Origin of the sequence: Pseudomonas sp. AB6 (genome assembly GCF_034314105.1) — a bacterium.
In the GTDB taxonomy this organism is placed as follows: Bacteria; Pseudomonadota; Gammaproteobacteria; order Pseudomonadales; family Pseudomonadaceae; genus Aquipseudomonas.
The window spans coordinates 2,527,409-2,545,386 of record NZ_JAVIWJ010000001.1 but is presented as its reverse complement, the minus strand read 5'-3'; the positions used below and the strand labels follow the sequence as shown (position 1 = coordinate 2,545,386).

Sequence of the window (17,978 nt, the reverse complement as noted above, 5' to 3'; positions counted from 1 at the left end):
TGATCTGACCGGCTTCGATTGAGAAGGCCGCCGCACGGCAACGTGCAGCGGCCTTTCTTTTTGCGCGAAAACACCTTATAGCTTGCCCTAGATAACAATAAAAAATCAGCGGGGAATTCATGCACGCAACGGCTGAGCTGTACGATTATGTGATTGTCGGTGCCGGACCTGCCGGCTGTTTACTGGCCAATCGGCTGTCACAAAACCCGGCGCATCGGGTGCTGCTTCTCGAAGCGGGCGGACAAGATAATTACCACTGGATTCATATTCCCGTGGGATACCTCTACTGCATCGGCAATCCACGGACTGACTGGTGCTTCAAAACCGAAGCCGAACCGGGCCTGAATGGGCGCTCGCTGAATTACCCGCGAGGCCGAGTGCTGGGCGGCTGCTCCTCAATCAACGGCATGATCTACATGCGCGGCCAAGCCCGTGATTACGATGAGTGGGCAGCGCAGGGCAACACCGGTTGGGGCTGGGACGCCGTTCTGCCGCAGTTCAAACGCTCGGAAAACCACTACGCCGGCAACTCGGACACGCACAGCGCAGACGGCGAATGGCGAGTGGAGCAGCAGCGTTTGTCGTGGGGCATTCTCGATGCATTTCGCGATGCCGCCGCCGAGACCGGAATCGCGTCCGTCGAGGATTTCAACGGTGGCGACAATGAGGGCTGCAGCTACTTTCAAGTCAACCAACGACGCGGTGTTCGCTGGAATGCGTCGAAAGCGTTTTTGCGGCCGGTTGCCCAGCGTAAAAACCTGACAGTGCTGACCGGTGTCGAAGCCTCGCGAATCGACCTGGAAAATGGCCGCGCCAGTGCTGTGATCGCGCGCGTTGAGCAACGAGAAGAACAGTTTCGCGCGCGCCGGGAAATTATTCTGTGCTGCGGGGCAATTGGCTCTCCCGCGTTGTTGCAACGTTCCGGGGTTGGGCCACAGCCGTTGCTGGAAAAACTCGGCATCGGCGTGCGCCACGAGTTATCGGGTGTGGGCAGCAATCTGCAAGATCACTTGCAGTTGCGCTTGATCTACAAAATCAGCAACGCCAAGACGCTCAACCAGATGGTAGGCAGCCTCTGGGGCAAGATGAACATGGGCTTGCGGTACGCGATCAATCGAAGCGGTCCGCTGGCCATGGCGCCGAGCCAATTGGGCGCTTTTGCGCGTTCGGGCCCCGAACAGTTGTCAGCCAATCTTGAATACCACGTGCAGCCGTTATCCCTGGAGCGCTTCGGCGAACCGCTGCATACGTTCGCCGCGTTTACTGCCTCAGTGTGCAACCTTCGTCCACAGAGTCGCGGTACGGTAGAGATTCGTTCTGCACGGATGGAAGATGCGCCGTCGATTCGCCCAAACTATCTCAGTCATGATGAAGACCTGAGGATCGCTGCCGACGCCATCCGCCTGACCCGACGCATCGCGGCAGCCCCGGCGTTGGCCCGCTTTCAACCGGTGGAGTATTTGCCCGGCGTTAGCCTGCAAAGCGAGGACGAGTTGCGCCAGGCCGCACGCAGTATTGGTACAACGATTTTCCATCCGGTCGGCACCTGCAAGATGGGGAAGGGCGCAGATGCAGTGGTGGATGAGCGTTTACGCGTGCACGGTATTGCGGGTTTAAGGGTGGTAGACGCTTCGATCATGCCGAACATCGTCTCGGGGAACACTTGCTCGCCGACCTTGATGATTGCGGAAAAGGCCGCTGAAATGATCGTGGCCGATTGCGAAACTACGTACCAGCTTGATGTTTAACAAACCCATCAATCACGGTCTGCCCAAGGATATCCATGGCGCGTTTAAGATTGCCCACCTGATGGGGGTGAACTAACCAGATGTCCAGGCTAAGGGAGAAACTCTTGACCTCAACCACTGTGAGGTCGCTGTAAGACCGGCTCTGGCGCAGTACGTTTTTAGGGATTAACCCCAATCCCAAACCCGCGGCGACCATCCTCAATTGCATCTCGGTGCCGTGGGTATCAACGCTCAATCTAATGGTTTTCCCTGTGTCACCGATGGCACGCTCCAGCGCCGCACGATAACCACAGCCTTCAGGGTTTAAGATCCACGGCTGGCTGGCGAGAGCTTCAACCTCGCAAAGACGATCTATCAATGGCTTGTGTTTGCTTTGCACCACCAGCACTTCAAGAGTGGAGATGAATCGCCCGGTCACCCCTTCAGGAAGGCGGCTGGGGGAGGCCAGCATTAATGTCGCGGCATCGAGGGTGCCGTTATCAATCTGCAACTGAAGCTCGGAACTCCAATCGGTATGAAGCTGCACTTCCAGTTCGGGAAATTGCGCTTTCATTTTCATGACCACCTCGAACACCACCACGTCCGCCACCACTTGCGTAAACCCCAAGCGAAATGGGCCACTGGGGGCGGCTCCCTCGCGTGGCACGTCCAGCAGATGCTCGGCATCGCGCAATAGGACAACCGCGTGCTGATATATCCGTTGAGCCAAGGCGGTGGCTTTCGGCGGGCGACTGGTGCGATCAAACAGATTGGCGTCAAGAGATGCTTCTAAATGCTGAATCCTGCGCGACACCGCCGACTGCGTGAGGCAGAGCGCCTGGGCGGCGCGGGTTAGCGAGTTGTGGTCAATCACCGAAACGAATGCTTTCAAGTTTTCAAATAGCATGCGTATTCCTCATAATTAGCGGAATAATTATGCGCTTGTAGAGAGCTGTCGGCGAGATTAGATTTGGCGCTTGAATAAAGCACCTCTCTTACTGCCCATGACTTGAAGGCCCCACCATGCCATTAGCCAGAATTGATTTAGCCGCAGATACATCGCCTGACATTGTTAAAGCAATCGGCGATGTGGTGTACGAGGCCATGACCGAAACCGCCCATGTCCCAGAACACGATAAGTTTCAAATCGTGAACCGGCACGCCGCAGATGAACTGGTGTATCCCCACGCCGGTTACTTGGGGGTGACCTACACCTCGGGCATCGTATTTATCCAGGTGACATGGAATACCGGACGCAGCGTTGAGGTCAAAAAGGCATTTTACAAAGCCGTTGCGCAGGGTATTCACGAGAAAACCGGCATTCGCAAAGAAGACGTATGGATCAGCTTGGTCGAGGTCAACCGTGAAGACTGGTCGTTCGGCGGCGGCGAGATGCAGTACGCGCCTAAGTAACGCCAGCTCGCAGCCATCGCGGCGGCGTTGCAAGAGCCGCCGCATTCAAAAAAGGACCCTTTATGAAATTCACCAACATCCAGACCTCCGAGGGCCAGTGCGTGCCGGTCATGGTCGACGCGCCTCCGCGGTTTCTGAAATCGGGGGACAGCCGTGCATATCGAAATCGAGGGCATTGGTACGCTAGAAAATAAAATCGCGATGTAGCGGTGACTGGGTAGGAAGCCGTTTTACAGAAAAGTAAGTATCGCGTAGATAGGTTAGCGTTTTTTTCACAAAAAATTGATGCACAGCTAATTAAGGTTTGTCACTTGGAGAAGTATTAACTCGGTCATTCTAACGGGCTCTTACTTCATTAAACGGTACCTTAAAGCAGAGTGTCATGCTGAACGTTAAAGCTTTAGGCTCTGAACCTGACCACAGCAAGCGTGCGCCACCGCACGGCTTCTACGGACGCCTTGCACACTGGCGTGACGAACAGTTGGCTCGACGAGCGCTGAAAGTCGCGGGGGAGCCGGGATTGGTGCTCGACTTGCCCAGTGGCGCAGGTCGTTTTTGGTCGGTTTTGACCGAACACAGCAACCGGGTCGTTTTGGCTGCTGACCATTCGCCGGAAATGCTCGCCTTGGGGGAGGCTAGTTTTTCAGCTGAAAAGCTTAAACGGATCAAAACATTCCAGACCTCTCCACTCTCCATTGAGTTGTCTGCAAACGCAGTGGATTGCATTTTTTGCATGCGCTTGTTCCACCACCTCGCCGACCGGGATCATCGTGCGGTTATCTTGCGAGAGTTCCACCGCGTTACCCGCGACACTGTGATCATTGCGTTGTGGGTCGATGGCAACATCAAATCATGGCGACGTAAGCGCCTGGAGCGGGCTCGTGCGTCTGTTGAGCCTGAAGTGATGCGGATGAATCGCTTCGTGGTGAATCGTTCGCAAATAGAGAGTGAGTTTGCTGCTGCTGGATTTCAAATCCTTGGCCATCACGATGTATTACCTGGTTACGCCATGTGGCGAGTTTATGTGTTGCAAAAAGCCTGATACTTAACTCGATGACCGGTTTTCTGTCCGGCGTATAGGAGGAAGTTGCTCAAGACTTGCAGTGTGAATGCCCGGTTATCGATGATGCGATATATACTGCGCGCCATTCTTCAAGGGAGAGCCGTGTGGCCATTGATATTCACTGGATTCGTGACGACGCTAGCCTCGCCCGACATTGCGTCGAATGGCAGACCTTGCCATTTGTCGCCCTCGATACCGAATTCATGCGGGTCGACACTTTTTATCCCATCGCCGCGTTGTTGCAGATTGGAGATGGTGCTCGTGCCTTCCTGATCGATCCGCTGCTGATCAGTAATTGGGCGCCGCTGTCGGCACTGCTGGAAAACCCCAACGTCATCAAGGTTGTCCACGCCTGCAGTGAAGACCTCGAAGTTTTATTGCGTTTGACCGGCAGTTTGCCCGCGCCATTATTTGACACACAGCTAGCTGCCGCGTACCTCAATCTCGGTTTTTCAATGGGTTATTCGCGTCTGGTTCAGGAAGTGCTTGGGATCGACCTGCCCAAGGGCGAAACCCGCTCTGATTGGCTGCAGCGCCCTCTGACCGAAACACAAATTAGTTACGCCGCTGAAGATGCCGTGCACCTGGCCGAGGTTTACAGCATTCTGCTACCGAAACTAACTACAGATAAACACGCTTGGTTGCTCGACGACGGCGCTGAACTGGTTGCCAACCTTCGGCGTGAAGTCGACCCGTATGACGTGTACCGTGATGCCAAGCTGGCTTGGAAGTTATCCCGCGCACAGTTGGCGGTGTTGCGAGAATTATGTGCTTGGCGCGAGCGTGAGGCGAGATCCCGTAACCTGCCACGTAACCGCGTGGTCCGAGAGCACTCACTCTGGCCGTTGGCCAAGACCCAGCCGGACAACCTCTCTGCGCTGGCGAAAATCGAAGAAATTCACCCTAAAACCGTGCGCCAGGACGGTGAGTTTTTGATCGACTTGATCAAGACGTCTGCCTGCCTGCCGCCAGAGCAATGGCCAAGCGCGCTGCCCGAACCATTGCCCATCGAGGCGTCCGCTGTGTTGAAGACATTGCGCTTGATCGGTCAGCAGTACGCCGAGCAATTGAACATGGCTCCTGAACTCATGTTGCGTAAAAAGACCCTCGAAGCCTTGCTGAAAAGCGGCTACCCCGACGGTCCCTATCAATTGCCAGAATCGCTGCGTGGCTGGCGTCGCGAACTCATGGGCCAAGCGTTGCTTGACAGCCTGGCCGCTGCTGGAGAACAGTCTTGAAACGTATTTGCTCTATATATAAAAGTCCGCGAAAAAACGAGATGTATTTGTATGTCCTTAAAAGCGACGCACTCAAGAAAGTGCCCGCAGATCTGCTGATCGCTTTTGGGCCGCCGATGCATACTTTCGACCTGGTGCTCAGCCCTGAACGCAAGCTGTCCCGCGAGGACATTGATCAAGTGCTCAATAACCTTGATACGCAGGGTTATCACCTGCAAATGCCTCCGGCGGAGGATGAGTACATCGAGCATCTACCTGAAGAGCTGCTGCGCCGTAACGACCCCCTGTAAGCGGCGCTGGGCCAGAGCGCCGAAACACCTTGCGCGTCTGAAGTTTTTTGAGTGCGCCCAGCAACGGGATTATTCCTGTTGGCGGTGCATGATTTGTTTTTATAGGTTTTGAGCCATGCGCGTTCTGATTGCTGAACACGATTACCCGGTTTACACCCAACTGCTGCGCCAATGGGCACCCGATATTGAAGTCATGAGCACTGGCGATGGTGCCGAGCTCTCCCGGATGGCCGAACAATGTCCGGTCTGGCTGGGCGCGCCCGACCTCTTGGCCACCTTGCTGCGGCAAGGGCATACCCCGCAATGGTTGCAATCGACTTGGGCCGGTATCACGCCGTTACTCGCTGAAGGTTTGCCGCAAGCGTACCGACTCACCCGTGCGGTGGGCATCTTCGGCCAAGTGATGGCGGAGTTTGTGCTGACCTATATGCTGGGTCATGAACGTGAGGTACTGGCGCGACTGGTCAGCCAGGTCGAGCGAAAATGGGACAGCCGCTTGAGCCACAGCCTGTCGGGGCGCAAAGCATTAATTGTTGGCGCGGGCGATATTGGCCTTAGCGTTGCGCATTTTTTGCTGCCGTTCGGCGTTGAGTTGTACGGTATTGCATCTACGTCGCGAACCCAATCACCTTTCATCGAAGTGGGCGGTTTGGCTGATTTAGAACGTCTGGTAGGCGAAGTCGATTACGTTATCAACTTGCTGCCTAATACACCTGAAACCCAAGACCTGTATGACGCGAAGCTGTTTGCGAAATTCAAGCCCAGTGGTTTGTTCATCAACGTAGGACGTGGGGTGGCGGTGGTCGATGCTGATTTGGTTGAGGCGCTTAAGGACGGGCATTTGGCCGGCGCGGTCATCGATGTCTGTCGTCAGGAGCCGTTGCCGCAGCGTCATCCGTTTTGGACCGCGTGGGGCTTGTTGTTGACCGGGCACAGCTCGGCACCGACCTCCCCGGCAGCAATGGTGCGGTTGTTTCTCGAAAACGTGAAAGCGTTTGAAGCGGGAGAGACTTTGCGCGGCGAAGTGGATTTTTCTCGCGGTTATTGAACGATTGTCTCCGTCGTCGGGATCTGCTCTGGCGAGCTCAAGGCAGATCCCGATTCTCATTACAGGCTGAAATTGCCTTTCGCTGCCAGTTCTGACACCAACCGGCGAGGGCTTGGGCTTTCCGAGCCTGGAGGTACTCAGCCAAGGTCGATTTGTCGCCGAGCTTGCCAACCGTTTAGGCTGGCCTGCAACGCCAGGTATCCCCACGCCGAACCGGTGTCGAAGGTATGCCACAACGCTGGGCCTTCTTCGGTGGCGCCCGGTGCAGTGAGAGGGGCCTAGGCCGGAAGGCAGCGTCGAATTGGCTCATAAAGTTACGTTGCGGTTGCCGATATAACAAGTCCGCCCTTACCGACAGTCGCAAGCGCTTGGCCCACGTCTCGCGTGCCACTAGACTGGCGGCCTTTTCACTCTTTAATGCTGATTGCCCAACCCATGGCCGCTAAAGTCGAACCCTTCTGGAAACGCAAAACCCTCGAACAACTCGATCAGGACGAGTGGGAGTCCCTGTGTGATGGCTGTGGCCTGTGCTGTCTGCAAAAACTTGAGGATGAAGACGATAACAGCGTTTACTACACGCGCATCGCTTGCAAGTTACTGGACCTTAAAACCTGTCAATGCACTGATTACAGCAACCGTAGAGCGACGGTGCCCGATTGCATTCAGCTAACACCTGGGCAAGCCGACGAATTCAAATGGCTGCCGCCCACCTGCGGCTACCGTTTGGTCAGTGAAGGCAAAGACCTACCGCTTTGGCACCACTTGGTGTGCGGCGATCGTGACGCCGTGCACAGGGAGCGCATTTCTCAATCCGGACGCATGCTCAGCGAAAACAGCGTGTCTGAAGACGACTGGGAAGAGCACCTGATATTTCGCGCAGGTTGACAAAGCCTGACTTTACGAGGAGCAGTAAATCTGTGCGTCTTTCGCTACCGTTATCACTGATGTTGATGCTGGTTGCCGGCCCCGTATGGGCCGCGAAAAAAGTCGATTTGGACTATCACGTTAAATTGCTGCCCGGCAGTGATCAGGCGCAAGTGAGTCTGACACTCGGGCAAGGTTCTGCGGTGCGCAGCTTCGACTTCGATTTAGGAAATCAGGGCGTTTACAGTGATTTCAAGGCGGACGGCGAGTGGCAAGCTCAGAGTGGTCGGGGTATCTGGCATCCCGCGAGCGGTAAGGCCAGCCTGACCTATCGGGTGCGTATCAGCCATGCGCATGGTTCGGCCTTAACGTCTCAATCCAAGGCGATCAACTATGATACGCGCATGACTGCTAAATGGGCATTAATGCGCGGCGAAGACCTGGTACCCCGCGCGCGACTGGATCAGCAGGACGGCGTCGAGTTGGTCTCACGCCTGGAGTTTGAATTGCCGGTGGGCTGGAAGAGCGTCGAAACACCATGGCCACGCATCGGCAAAAATAGATTTCGCATCGACAATGTTTCACGGCTGTTTGATCGCCCGACCGGCTGGATGTTAGCGGGTACCCTGGGCAGCCGTCGCACGCGCCTTGGTGATACTGAGGTGACCGTAACGGCGCCACAGGGGCAGGGCCTGCACCGCATGGACGTGCTGACACTGTTGACTTTTGTCTGGCCCCAAATGCAGGCAGTATTCGCCCGCAATCCGCAGAAATTGTTGGTAGTGGCCGCCGCCGATCAGATGGCACATGGTGCGGTTTCGGCTAACGATTCGATCTACCTCAATAGCAATCGGCCTGTGGTCAGCGAAACTGGCGCCAGCCCGCTGCTGCGAGAATTGGTTCATGTGTTTAATCGGCTTAGCAGCAGTCACCACAGCGAATGGATTAGCGAGGGCATCGCCGAGTATTACGCCATTGAAGTGATGCGACGTGCCGGAGGCATGAGCGATGAGCGTTACCAGAATGTCCAACTGGGCCTGGCTAAAGCAAGTGCCAATGTCACGACCTTGCGCGGCGACCGGATAGATACGGCCACCGCAGCCCGGGCTGTGCTGTTATTGCGTGAATTAGACGAAGAAATCCGTCAACAGACCCACAATGAAAAATCTTTGGATGATGTGTGCCGTGCCTTGATGCGCCTCAATACGGTCAGCACCAAAATATTCATCCAACTCAGCGAAAGCGTCATAGGCGAGCCCTCTAAAGTGCTGGCGAGCAAGCTGTTGCAATAGCAACGCGATCTGTCGTGTGAAATACCGCGTTGCGCCTCCGGCTCATATACCCGTAACGGGGCTTTTGAGTGAGTCATTGCCGGTCACTGTCGCGGTTTCGGTGGCGATCTCTGCTTTGGTCTTCAATTGCCCCAACTCTGCGCCGACTCGCTCTATACGCGCACGGACCTTGTTCATTTCGTCGCGATTCTTTTCAACAAGGTTTTTTGCACCGCAATAACCGGTTATCCCGCGGGCCAGTACTGCTCCGCCAATCGCTAATTCAATCAGGCCAAAAAAGCCGCCACGGCGCAGACCTTTGCCGACCATCAACATGCCACCGGCCAACGAACCAGCGCGCTCCAAACCATGGACGTTTTGTTGGGGATGGGTCTGGAACGGGGTCGAGTCTATGGGTTCAACAACGAGAATATCGCTCATGTGTGTTCTCCGTGATGAGATGAGTACGTTCACTTAAGCTGACTGCCCACGTACAAAACTGTTCAATCACAAGCGCCGTCACTGGTCGCCAAGCGGGTTCCAAACTTCGGACCAGAACGGGTGTTGTTGCCTTTGGCCATACGGTCATACAGCACGACGTTGACCGTTGCGGCCAGGTTCATACAGCCGTTGGTGGGGACGTAAATAACGTCTTCGCACCAATCACGGATGCTTTTATCCAGCGAGCCGTCTTCCGGGCCGAAGATATAGATAGCACGGTCAGGGTGGGTGTATTCAGGCAGCGAACGCGCGCCTTCGACCAGTTCCACGGCCACAGGTACGCAGCCCAAAGGAAGAATCTTTTTCAAGTCATCAATGCCGATCAGCGGAATATCCTGATGGACTTTCTTGGTGTCGGTGATGAAGTCACGAGCTCGCTCATAACGGGTGCCGGTGTAAAACACTGACGCTACGCCATAACAGCCAGCCGCGCGCATGACCGAGCCAACGTTCTCCGGCGACTTGGGGTTATATAAACCGATGCAGCTGTACCGTTGATTTGCCACGTGCCGGTGCTCTTAAAGGAAGGGCAGCGATTATACGGCACATTGGGAACCAGGACGCCGGGCGCTGAGTGATGGGTTATTCGTCTTTCTTCATTAATCCAGCCAAGGCGGCAAATGGATTGTGCATCGCCTTGGCGATCTTGGGGCTGCTAGTCGAGCCTTCCGAGAAGTACTGTTGATCGGTATAACGTGAGTGCTCATTATCGTGGCAGTACAAACACAACAGCTCCCAATTGGAGCCGTCCTGCGGGTTATGGTCGTGGTTATGATCGCGGTGATGGACGGTTAATTCGCTCAATCGCTTACCGGCGAACTCTCGGGCGCAACGGCCGCAAACGTGGGGGTACATTTTCAGCGCCTTGTCGCGATAACCCATCTCACGGTCACGCTGGGCGTCGGCCAAAATGCGGTCCAGTTTGGCGGTGTGGGAGGGTGGGTTTGCCGTGCTCATGATGTCACCTGTTCAAGTATGCACCTGCGTGCATGTTCTTTAATGGGTCTAAGTCTAGCGCTTTGCGACGCAGTCAGCCTTCCAGTTTTGATGCTGATAATCACTACGTGGCGTCGGCATGGCAATAATAGGTGTGAAGCTACGGCATGAACGCTGCCAGGCCACGTGTTTGAAAAGTCGTGTTTTGGGGGTTAAGAAAACTAACAAAGGTCTGCACCGCGCGATTTTCGCTCTATGCGACCGATACGTTTATGGCAAACTTTGGCTCTGAGTCAGCTTGGCTCATACGATTGAGATCAGAGGTTGCCATGCAAACACTTACGATTAACGGGGTTCCGCATGAAGTGGACGTCCCTGCCCAGATGCCTTTGCTTTGGGTTTTGCGTGATGTGCTAGGGATGACGGGCACCAAGTACGGTTGTGGTATTGCCCAATGCGGCGTTTGCACGGTTCACCTTGATGGTCGGGCGGTACGCTCATGTGTATTGCCGGTCAGTGCTGCGGTAGGCCATGCCGTGACCACCATCGAAGCCGTCGAATTGATTCCGGTCGGCCAGCAGGTACAAAAAGCCTGGCTCGAGCATGAGGTGGTTCAGTGCGGTTATTGCCAATCGGGGCAGATCATGTCAGCGGTGGCGTTACTGCAAGCCAACCCTCACGCAGATGATGAGCAGATTGTCACGGCTATGGCCGGAAATCTTTGCCGCTGCGCGACCTATACGCGAATTCTCGCCGCCGTTAAAAGCGTCAGCCAAGCCTGAGGAATCGATAATGTCCAAAGTAAATCGACCTGCCTCGACGGTCTCGCGCCGTGGCTTGCTCAAAGGCGGTGCGCTCTCGCTGGGTGGGCTGGTCATCAGCACTTGGCTGCCGCCGTTGATGGCGCGCAGTGCTGCCGCTCAGGCCACCGATGCAGCACGCCTGGGTGATAACGCGGGCAAAGGCTACGGCGCTTTCGTGCGTGTTGGTCACGATGGCCGGGTTACCGTTATTTCGCCAAAAATCGAGATGGGCCAAGGCATCCATACCGGTATCTCGATGATGGTGGCCGAAGAGCTTGAGGTTGGGCTGGACAAAATCGACCTTGAAGAAGCTCCGCCTGACGCCGCGTTGTACACCGACACGGTCTTGCAGTTTCAGGCCACCGGAGGCTCGTCCTCAACCCGCTACACTTGGGAGCCTCTGCGTCGCGCGGGTGCGAGCGCACGTATTTTGCTGGTGCAGGCTGCGGCGATGCGCTGGAATGTTGCGCCGAGCCTGTGCCGCGCCGAAAACGGTCGAGTCATGGGTCCGAACGGACAGGCCGCCGATTATGGCGATTTGGTCGACGCCGCGTCCGCACTGCCGCTGCCGCAGAGTGTACCGCTCAAAGCTGTCAGTGATTTCAAGTTGTTAGGCACCCCGGCGCGGCGCGTCGACACCCCGGACAAGGTCAATGGCAAAGCGCTGTTCACCATCGACCTGCAACGTCCTGACATGTCTATCGCTTCAACCCTGACTTGCCCAGTATTTGGTGGCACTCTGCGCAATGTCGATGACAGCGCGGCGCGAAAGGTACCGGGTGTGCGCGATGTAATTCGCCTGAGTAACGCGGTTGCGGTGACTGGCAGCAATTTTTGGGCGTGCCAACAAGGTCTTAAAGCGCTGGTGATCGATTGGGATTTGGGCGAAAACGCAACATTCGATTCCGCCCGGTTGGACAAAGCATTGCTTGACGCCAGCGCGAAGGATGGCGTCGTTGCCAAGCGCACAGGCGATATCGAAAGCACCTTGAAGTCTGCGCCTCATCACTTCGAAGCCGTTTACGAGCAGCCCTTTCTCTCCCATTCGCCGTTGGAACCGATGACCTGCGTCGCCCATGTGCGCGCCGATGCATGTGAGTTGTGGGTTGGTTGTCAGGCACCAGGTTTCGCCCAGGCCGGTGCTGCCAAGATCAGCGGTATGCCACTTGAAAAAGTCATTATCCACAACCAGTTAATTGGCGGTGCGTTTGGCCGTCGTTTGGAATCGGACTTCATTTTTCAAGCCGTAGATATCGCCCGCCAGCTGAGCTACCCGATCAAGTTGATCTGGAGCCGTGAAGAGGACATGACCCACGACCGTTATCGTCCGCATTACGTTGACCGCATAAATGCCGCGTTGGGATCGGATATGCGCCCCATAGGGTGGGAGCATCGCATTGCCGGCGCCTCGGTCATCGCCGCTTATCTCGGAAAATTACCCGCCAGTGGGGTTGACGCCGACGCGGTCGAAGTCGCTATCGACCCGCTTTATGAGCTTGCTCATTTGCAGGTGCGCTACATCCAAGAAGAGCCGAAAACCATTCCGGTGTCTTGGTGGCGGGGTGTCGGCCCGCTACGTAGCACCTATGCGGTTGAGTGCTTTATCGACGAATTGGCCCATAACGCCAAGGCTGACCCAATTGAGTATCGAATGGGTTTGATGCAAGGCCAGCCGCGTGCGCAGGCCGTGCTGAAACAGGTAGCCGAACTCGCCGACTGGAAGACCCCGCTGCCCGCCGGACAAGGGCGTGGGGTGGCGGTCAGTGCGGTGTTTGGCAGCTTCATCGCTACGGTTGTGGAGCTTGAAATGCAAGGCGAACATGGGTTTCGGATCAAGCGCCTGACGTCGGTCATCGATTGTGGCTTTGTCACCAATCCGACTTCGGTCTTGGCCCAAGTTGAAGGCGGCACTTTGTTTGGCCTGTCGGCGGCACTGTTTAACGAGATCCTCATTGAAAAGGGGCAGGTGGTGCAAAACAACTTTAACCAGTATCGGCAGATTCGCATTAGCGACGCGCCACCGGTCCAAGTGCGCTTGATAAAAAGCCTCGAAAGTCCCGGAGGCGTCGGTGAAACGGGCGCCGTTCCCGCTGCGCCAGCGTTGATGAACGCGCTGTATGCAGCCTCGCAAGTTCGAGTGCGACGCTTGCCCTTGAGCCGCGCCGGCTATTTCACCGTCTGAGGAGCTGCCATGAACGTTGTTAATTATGCGTTTGCTTTCGTGGCAGCCGGGTTGGCGTTTTCTGCCAACGCTGCCGATTCTGCATTGATCAGCAAAGGCGAATACCTTACTCGCGCCGCCGATTGTGTGGCGTGCCACGTGGTGCCAGGCGGTAAACCCTTCGCAGGCGGCCTTGGTTTTAAATTGCCCTTCGGAACGTTGTACTCACCCAATATCACACCCGACAAGGAAACCGGGATTGGTAATTGGACAGACGACGAGTTCGTCAGTGCGTTACAGCAGGGCGTTGGCAAGGATGGGGAGCACTACTATCCGGCTTTCCCATACACGTCCTACACGTTGATGCCTCGTGAAGATATCTTGGCCATCAAGGCGTACTTGTTCAGCTTGGCCCCCGTCCATCAACCGACTCAGGAAAACGACCTGTCGTTTCCGTTCAATCAGCGTTGGGGCATGTTCTTCTGGAACATGGTGTTTAACGCCAATGAGCGCTTCACGCCCGATGCCAAACAATCGGCAGAGTGGAATCGCGGTGCTTATTTGGTCCAAGGACCGGGACACTGCGGTGAATGCCACTCGCCCCGCAATCTGTTCCAGGCCGTAAGTTCCAGCCACTCGCTGGCCGGCAATCTACTGGGCAATTGGCAGGCTTACAACATCAGTTCGGACGTAAAAAGAGGTATTGGCGCCTGGCCCAATGAAGCGCTAATCAGCTACATGGCGCAAGGTTATGCACCTGGTTATGGCGGTGCAGGAGGTCCGATGGCGGATGTGGTCGAGCACAGCTTGCAGTACCTGAGCCCAGCGGATTTGAAAGCGATAGCGGTTTACCTCAAATCTACAACGGCCAGAGCGGAAGGCGTGGCGCGTCCAGCGATTGCGATCAAGGCGGCGTCGATGGACAGCAGTCACGGTCTGGGCCAGAAGATTTTCAGTGACGCGTGCTCGGCTTGCCACCGTTTAGACGGAACTGGAAATCAGACCCCTGTCGCAACCCTGTCAGGACTCAAAACAGTCAATGACCCTGCTGGCACTAACTTGGTCGCGACATTGTTAAGCGGGCATAACCCTACTAAATCGTCTGTCGATCAAAAAATGCCGGATTTTGCACGGGCCTACAGCGACGTCGAGCTGGCGGCAGTCAGCACTTATGTATTGCGCCGTTTCGGGCAAAACGATGCGCAGATCAAGCCGGCGGATGTAGCAAAAAGCAGGGAAAGCGCCTTGCACTGATGGCTTAAACGCCTGGGATACCGGTTTTCCGGTAGACCAGGCAAGCGGTTTAACCTTTGAGTTTTTCCGCAATCCAAATGGTGTGCCGCGTGCCTTTGTTCCCATGGGCAAAAACTTGCACTTCTTCGGCTTTGAAACCGGCTTTGCGTAGCTTGTCGGAAAACTTCGCATCAGCACTGGCCGACCAAACGGCGAGTATCCCTTTGGGACGTAACGCGTGGGCGCACGCACTTAGACCCCCGGACGAATACAGCCAGCTGTTGGCTTTTTGCGTCAGGCCTTCCGGGCCGTTATCGACGTCAAGCATGATGGCGTCGAAGCCGTTGGGTTCGCGCTTCAGTACCTGTGCAACATCCTCAATGACGATTTTTGCCCGAGGGTCGAGGAGGGGGTTTCCGGCTTTTTCACCCAGCGCTCCGCGATTCCACTCGACCACGCCCGGAACCAATTCTGCCACTACCACTTCCGAGTTTTTGCCTAAATGCTTAAGCGCGGATGCCAAGGTAAAACCCATGCCTAGGCCGCCGATCAGCACGCGAGGGAGTACGCGGTGCGTGACTTTTTTGCAGGGAATTTCTGCCAGGGCGTCCTCAGAGCCGTGCATGCGGGTGTTCATCAACTGGCCACCATCGCCGCCCTGAATCTTGATAACAAAATCCTCGCCGTACTCAAACAGGCATAAGGCACCGCCGTTATCGGGAATCGGAGTGGTGTCGAGTAGAACGAAACGTTTCATGGAGAACTCATCGAAAGGGTGATATTTCAGAGGGCAACTTTGTCGCGCAAGGAGTAGCCTGAGCCGGACTAAAATAAGGCAGACATCGGAGGCCATACATGAAGGGTTCTATTCTAACGGCGATTGTCCTGATGACGCTCTCGGTAACTGCTATTGGTGCAGATAATCTGCAAACAGCCCCTGGTGTACCTGAGCTTGGCTCGCCTGGCACCGCTACACCGACACCCTATCCGCAAGTCGCGCCGCCGAGCGTTCCCCGCACCGGCAGTAATGAGGGTAATCCACCGCTGTTGCCGAAAATAGATATTCCGGGGCCACCCAGAGACCAACCTTTGCCGGGGCTACAAGACGACGTATCCAGCAACTCGGAAAAAGTTGGCCCGCCCAAGAGCCCTTAACGATCACTCCTGATGCGAAACCAATTGCCCGTCCGCCACGCGCAGCCGCCGGGACAGTGCGACGGCGATCGAACGGATTATTTTTGCGGCGGTCTTCGGAGCTTCATTTAACATCTTGTCCAGCGAGTCTTTGCCCAGATTTATTTTGAAGAAAAGGACAAACTGCGCTGGCGCGCGGCGAACGAGTAGGCGCTTACAGGAATTTAAATACTATTCTAAACGGCCTAATACCTTGAACAAAAAGGCATATTCCAGCGCCACATCGCGCAGGCCTTGATAGCGCCCGCTCATACCGCCATGCCCGGCGTCCAGCTCCGTTTTCAACAGCAGCAGGTTGTCATCCGTCTTTGTTGCACGCAGTTTAGCTACCCACTTGGCCGCTTCCCAATACTGCACACGGCTATCGTTATAGCCGGCAATCACTAGGGTTGCTGGATAACATTGAGCGCGGATATTTTCATACGGTGCGTAGCCCTTGATGCGTGCGTACACGTCTGCATCTTGAGGATTACCCCATTCGTCGTACTCAGTAACGGTCAGCGGCAGATCGGGATCCAGCATGGTGTTGAGCACATCGACAAATGGTACTTCCGCGATGGCCGCTTTAAATAATTCAGGGCGTTGGTTGAGGACGGCCCCGATCAACAACCCGCCGGCGCTGCCACCGCTAATCATCAATTGTTCAGCACTTGTAAGGCCGTTGTCGATCAGGTGTTCAGCACAGGCAATGAAGTCGCCGAAGGTGTTTTGTTTGTGTTCCTGCTTGCCGCTGCGGTACCACGCTTCGCCTAACTCGCCACCGCCACGCACATGCGCGATGGCAAACGCGATGCCACGATCCAGCAGGCTCAAGCGTGAATGAGAAAACCACGGATCAAGGCTTTCGCCGTATGCGCCATACCCGTAAAGGTACAGCGGCGTCGCCTGATCGAGTAATTCGCGTTTGACAACCAGGCTGATCGGCACTTGCGTACCATCGGCTGCCGTCGCCCATAAACGTTTGCTGACGTAGGCCTCGGGGTCGAACGGACCGAGCACCGGGGTTTCTTTGAGCACCAATTGCTCGCCGCTGGCCAGGGTCAACTGACGGACCTGCGACGGACGGTTGAGCGATTGGTAGCGCAGGCGAATCTTGTCGCTGTTGAACTCCAGCGTGTCCTGCACGTGCAAACTGTAGGCCGCGTCGGGCAATTGCACGCGATAAGCAGGCTGACTTTGTGGGTGTACTTCGATAATCGGTAACCCGCCTTCGCGCAAGCTCAAGGTCATGCCTTGAGCGTTCAAGCTAACGCCCTCAAGCATCACCGTGTTGCTGTGAGCCACAACGGTTTTCCACTGGTCGCGGGACGGCACGCCGCTGATTTGCTCTGCGGCTTGATATAAGGCGAAGTTGATACCGTCCTGATTGCTACGAGTCAGCCACACCCAAACACCATCAATTTGGCCATGGTCCGGAGAATAATCGTGCCCCTCGACGCGGGGTGCGAGGCACACAAATGCATGATCCGGTTTTTCCGCGTCCAGCACCCAGGCCTCGCTCGTGGTTTTGCTGTTAAGCGAAAGCACCAATTGCCGTTGCGAACTGCTGCGGTAACAGTGCAGAAAAAAGCGACCGTCTGGCTCGTTGAAGACTAAATCGGCCGAATTGCTGCCCAAGCGATGACGATATAGCTTGTGTGGACGATGAGTTTCGTCCAGTTCGCCGAAGAACAGCGTCTGGCTGTCGTTGGCCCACGTCATGCTGCCATCGCAATCTTCGAAGGGCAGGCTTGTCACCTGACCAGTGCTCAACTCTTTAACAAACAGCTGATACACCTCTTCGCCGCTGGTATCGAGGCTGTAGGCCAACCGTTGATGATCGGGGCTGATGCTGAACGTGCCCAACGAAAAAAAGCCACCGGCGGCCAACACATTAGGGTCCAGCAGCAAAGCTTGCTGGCCCTCATCGATGTTCAGTGAATCGTCGGCAGGGCGTGGGCATCGGTAATGGCGTGCGTATTCATCACCTTGGACGGTGCGGGTGTAATAAAGGAAGGGCCCCCAGGGCGAGGGCAGCGACAGATCGGTTTCAAGAATGCGCGCCTTGATTTCCTGGAACAGCGATTCGCGCAAGGCTTCCTGGTCAGCAAGTTCGGCCTGTTGGTAATCGTTTTCCGCCTTGAGGTAATCGAGTACCTCTTCGGTGTCGCGATTTTGCAGCCAAGCATAGGGATCGTCGCCCTGGTCCTTGCGAGCAATCGGTGAGTTGGAGCGATTAATGGATGAAGACATGCTG

At 55.7% G+C, this 17,978-nt stretch carries 18 protein-coding genes and 2 pseudogenes; 12 read left to right on the top strand and 8 right to left on the bottom strand.

Going from position 1 to position 17,978, the window contains the following annotated elements:
* Positions 1–119: 119 nt before the first annotated feature.
* On the top strand, positions 120–1,748 hold the full coding sequence (locus tag RGW60_RS11920) for a GMC family oxidoreductase (RefSeq protein ID WP_322204804.1): 1,629 nt from the start codon (positions 120–122) through the stop codon (positions 1,746–1,748).
* Here RGW60_RS11920 and RGW60_RS11915 read toward each other — a convergent pair.
* Positions 1,726–2,634, bottom strand: coding sequence for a LysR family transcriptional regulator (locus RGW60_RS11915; RefSeq protein WP_322204803.1), 909 nt, complete (start codon positions 2,632–2,634; stop codon positions 1,726–1,728). The two genes, RGW60_RS11920 and RGW60_RS11915, sit on opposite strands and share 23 nt — an antisense overlap.
* A 116-nt stretch (positions 2,635–2,750) precedes the next feature.
* Here RGW60_RS11915 and RGW60_RS11910 point away from each other — a divergent pair, with 116 nt between their 5' ends.
* The 5 genes from RGW60_RS11910 (at position 2,751) to RGW60_RS11890 (ending at position 6,779) form a co-directional block, all read left to right on the top strand.
* Positions 2,751–3,140, top strand: a complete 390-nt coding sequence (locus tag RGW60_RS11910) for a tautomerase family protein (RefSeq protein WP_322204802.1) — start codon at positions 2,751–2,753, stop codon at positions 3,138–3,140.
* Between the two features lie 382 nt (positions 3,141–3,522).
* Positions 3,523–4,182 carry a class I SAM-dependent methyltransferase gene (locus RGW60_RS11905; RefSeq protein ID WP_322204801.1) on the top strand — a complete coding sequence of 220 codons (660 nt, stop codon included), beginning with the start codon at positions 3,523–3,525 and terminating at the stop codon, positions 4,180–4,182.
* A gap of 125 nt (positions 4,183–4,307) precedes the next feature.
* On the top strand, positions 4,308–5,441 hold the full coding sequence (rnd, locus tag RGW60_RS11900) for a ribonuclease D (RefSeq protein WP_322204800.1): 1,134 nt from the start codon (positions 4,308–4,310) through the stop codon (positions 5,439–5,441).
* The gene (locus RGW60_RS11895) at positions 5,438–5,731 is read left to right on the top strand and encodes a YcgL domain-containing protein (protein ID WP_322204799.1); all 294 of its coding nucleotides are present in this window, start codon (positions 5,438–5,440) and stop codon (positions 5,729–5,731) included. Before rnd ends, RGW60_RS11895 begins: the two co-directional genes overlap by 4 nt.
* Before the next feature lie 115 nt (positions 5,732–5,846).
* Positions 5,847–6,779 carry a D-2-hydroxyacid dehydrogenase gene (locus RGW60_RS11890; protein WP_322204798.1) on the top strand — a complete coding sequence of 311 codons (933 nt, stop codon included), beginning with the start codon at positions 5,847–5,849 and terminating at the stop codon, positions 6,777–6,779.
* A gap of 59 nt (positions 6,780–6,838) precedes the next feature.
* Here the strand turns inward: RGW60_RS11890 and RGW60_RS11885 are convergent.
* Positions 6,839–7,048, bottom strand: a pseudogene (locus tag RGW60_RS11885) (nitroreductase family protein); the annotation flags it as partial.
* 166 nt (positions 7,049–7,214) lie between these two features.
* On the opposite strand from RGW60_RS11885, the gene RGW60_RS11880 reads away from it, so the two are divergent.
* Together RGW60_RS11880 and RGW60_RS11875 are read left to right on the top strand one after the other, a co-directional pair.
* A complete protein-coding gene (locus RGW60_RS11880; protein WP_322204797.1) occupies positions 7,215–7,664 on the top strand; it encodes a YcgN family cysteine cluster protein in 450 nt (149 codons plus the stop codon).
* Positions 7,665–7,723: 59 nt separating this feature from the next.
* A complete protein-coding gene (locus RGW60_RS11875; protein ID WP_322206899.1) occupies positions 7,724–8,935 on the top strand; it encodes a hypothetical protein in 1,212 nt (403 codons plus the stop codon).
* A 42-nt stretch (positions 8,936–8,977) separates the two neighbouring features.
* Here the strand turns inward: RGW60_RS11875 and RGW60_RS11870 are convergent, their stop codons facing one another.
* From RGW60_RS11870 to RGW60_RS11860, 3 genes are all read right to left on the bottom strand, one after another.
* Positions 8,978–9,355 (bottom strand): DUF2892 domain-containing protein, encoded by a 378-nt coding sequence (locus RGW60_RS11870; protein WP_322204796.1) that lies wholly within the window; start codon positions 9,353–9,355, stop codon positions 8,978–8,980.
* Between the two features lie 62 nt (positions 9,356–9,417).
* Positions 9,418–9,921, bottom strand: a complete 504-nt coding sequence (locus tag RGW60_RS11865) for an RNA methyltransferase (protein WP_322204795.1) — start codon at positions 9,919–9,921, stop codon at positions 9,418–9,420.
* Between the two features lie 76 nt (positions 9,922–9,997).
* Complete coding sequence (locus RGW60_RS11860; protein WP_322204794.1) at positions 9,998–10,372, bottom strand: YajD family HNH nuclease; 375 nt, start codon at positions 10,370–10,372, stop codon at positions 9,998–10,000.
* A 308-nt stretch (positions 10,373–10,680) separates the two neighbouring features.
* On the opposite strand from RGW60_RS11860, the gene RGW60_RS11855 reads away from it, so the two are divergent.
* The 3 genes from RGW60_RS11855 to RGW60_RS11845 are packed head-to-tail and all read left to right on the top strand — an operon-like array spanning position 10,681 to position 14,569.
* Positions 10,681–11,133 (top strand): (2Fe-2S)-binding protein, encoded by a 453-nt coding sequence (locus RGW60_RS11855; RefSeq protein WP_322204793.1) that lies wholly within the window; start codon positions 10,681–10,683, stop codon positions 11,131–11,133.
* Between the two features lie 10 nt (positions 11,134–11,143).
* Complete coding sequence (locus RGW60_RS11850; protein ID WP_322204792.1) at positions 11,144–13,336, top strand: xanthine dehydrogenase family protein molybdopterin-binding subunit; 2,193 nt, start codon at positions 11,144–11,146, stop codon at positions 13,334–13,336.
* Between the two features lie 9 nt (positions 13,337–13,345).
* Positions 13,346–14,569: a cytochrome c gene (locus RGW60_RS11845; RefSeq protein ID WP_322204791.1), complete on the top strand. Its 1,224-nt coding sequence runs from the start codon at positions 13,346–13,348 to the stop codon at positions 14,567–14,569.
* Between the two features lie 49 nt (positions 14,570–14,618).
* Here RGW60_RS11845 and RGW60_RS11840 read toward each other — a convergent pair whose 3' ends face one another.
* On the bottom strand, positions 14,619–15,305 hold the full coding sequence (locus RGW60_RS11840; protein WP_322204790.1) for an MnmC family methyltransferase: 687 nt from the start codon (positions 15,303–15,305) through the stop codon (positions 14,619–14,621).
* 98 nt (positions 15,306–15,403) lie between these two features.
* Here RGW60_RS11840 and RGW60_RS11835 point away from each other — a divergent pair, with 98 nt between their 5' ends.
* Positions 15,404–15,703 carry a hypothetical protein gene (locus RGW60_RS11835; protein WP_322204789.1) on the top strand — a complete coding sequence of 100 codons (300 nt, stop codon included), beginning with the start codon at positions 15,404–15,406 and terminating at the stop codon, positions 15,701–15,703.
* Positions 15,704–15,706: 3 nt separating this feature from the next.
* Here RGW60_RS11835 and RGW60_RS11830 read toward each other — a convergent pair.
* Positions 15,707–15,847, bottom strand: a pseudogene (locus RGW60_RS11830) (cyclic nucleotide-binding domain-containing protein); the annotation flags it as partial.
* A gap of 66 nt (positions 15,848–15,913) precedes the next feature.
* Positions 15,914–17,974 (bottom strand): S9 family peptidase, encoded by a 2,061-nt coding sequence (locus RGW60_RS11825; protein ID WP_322204788.1) that lies wholly within the window; start codon positions 17,972–17,974, stop codon positions 15,914–15,916.
* Between the last annotated feature and the right edge of the window lie 4 nt (positions 17,975–17,978).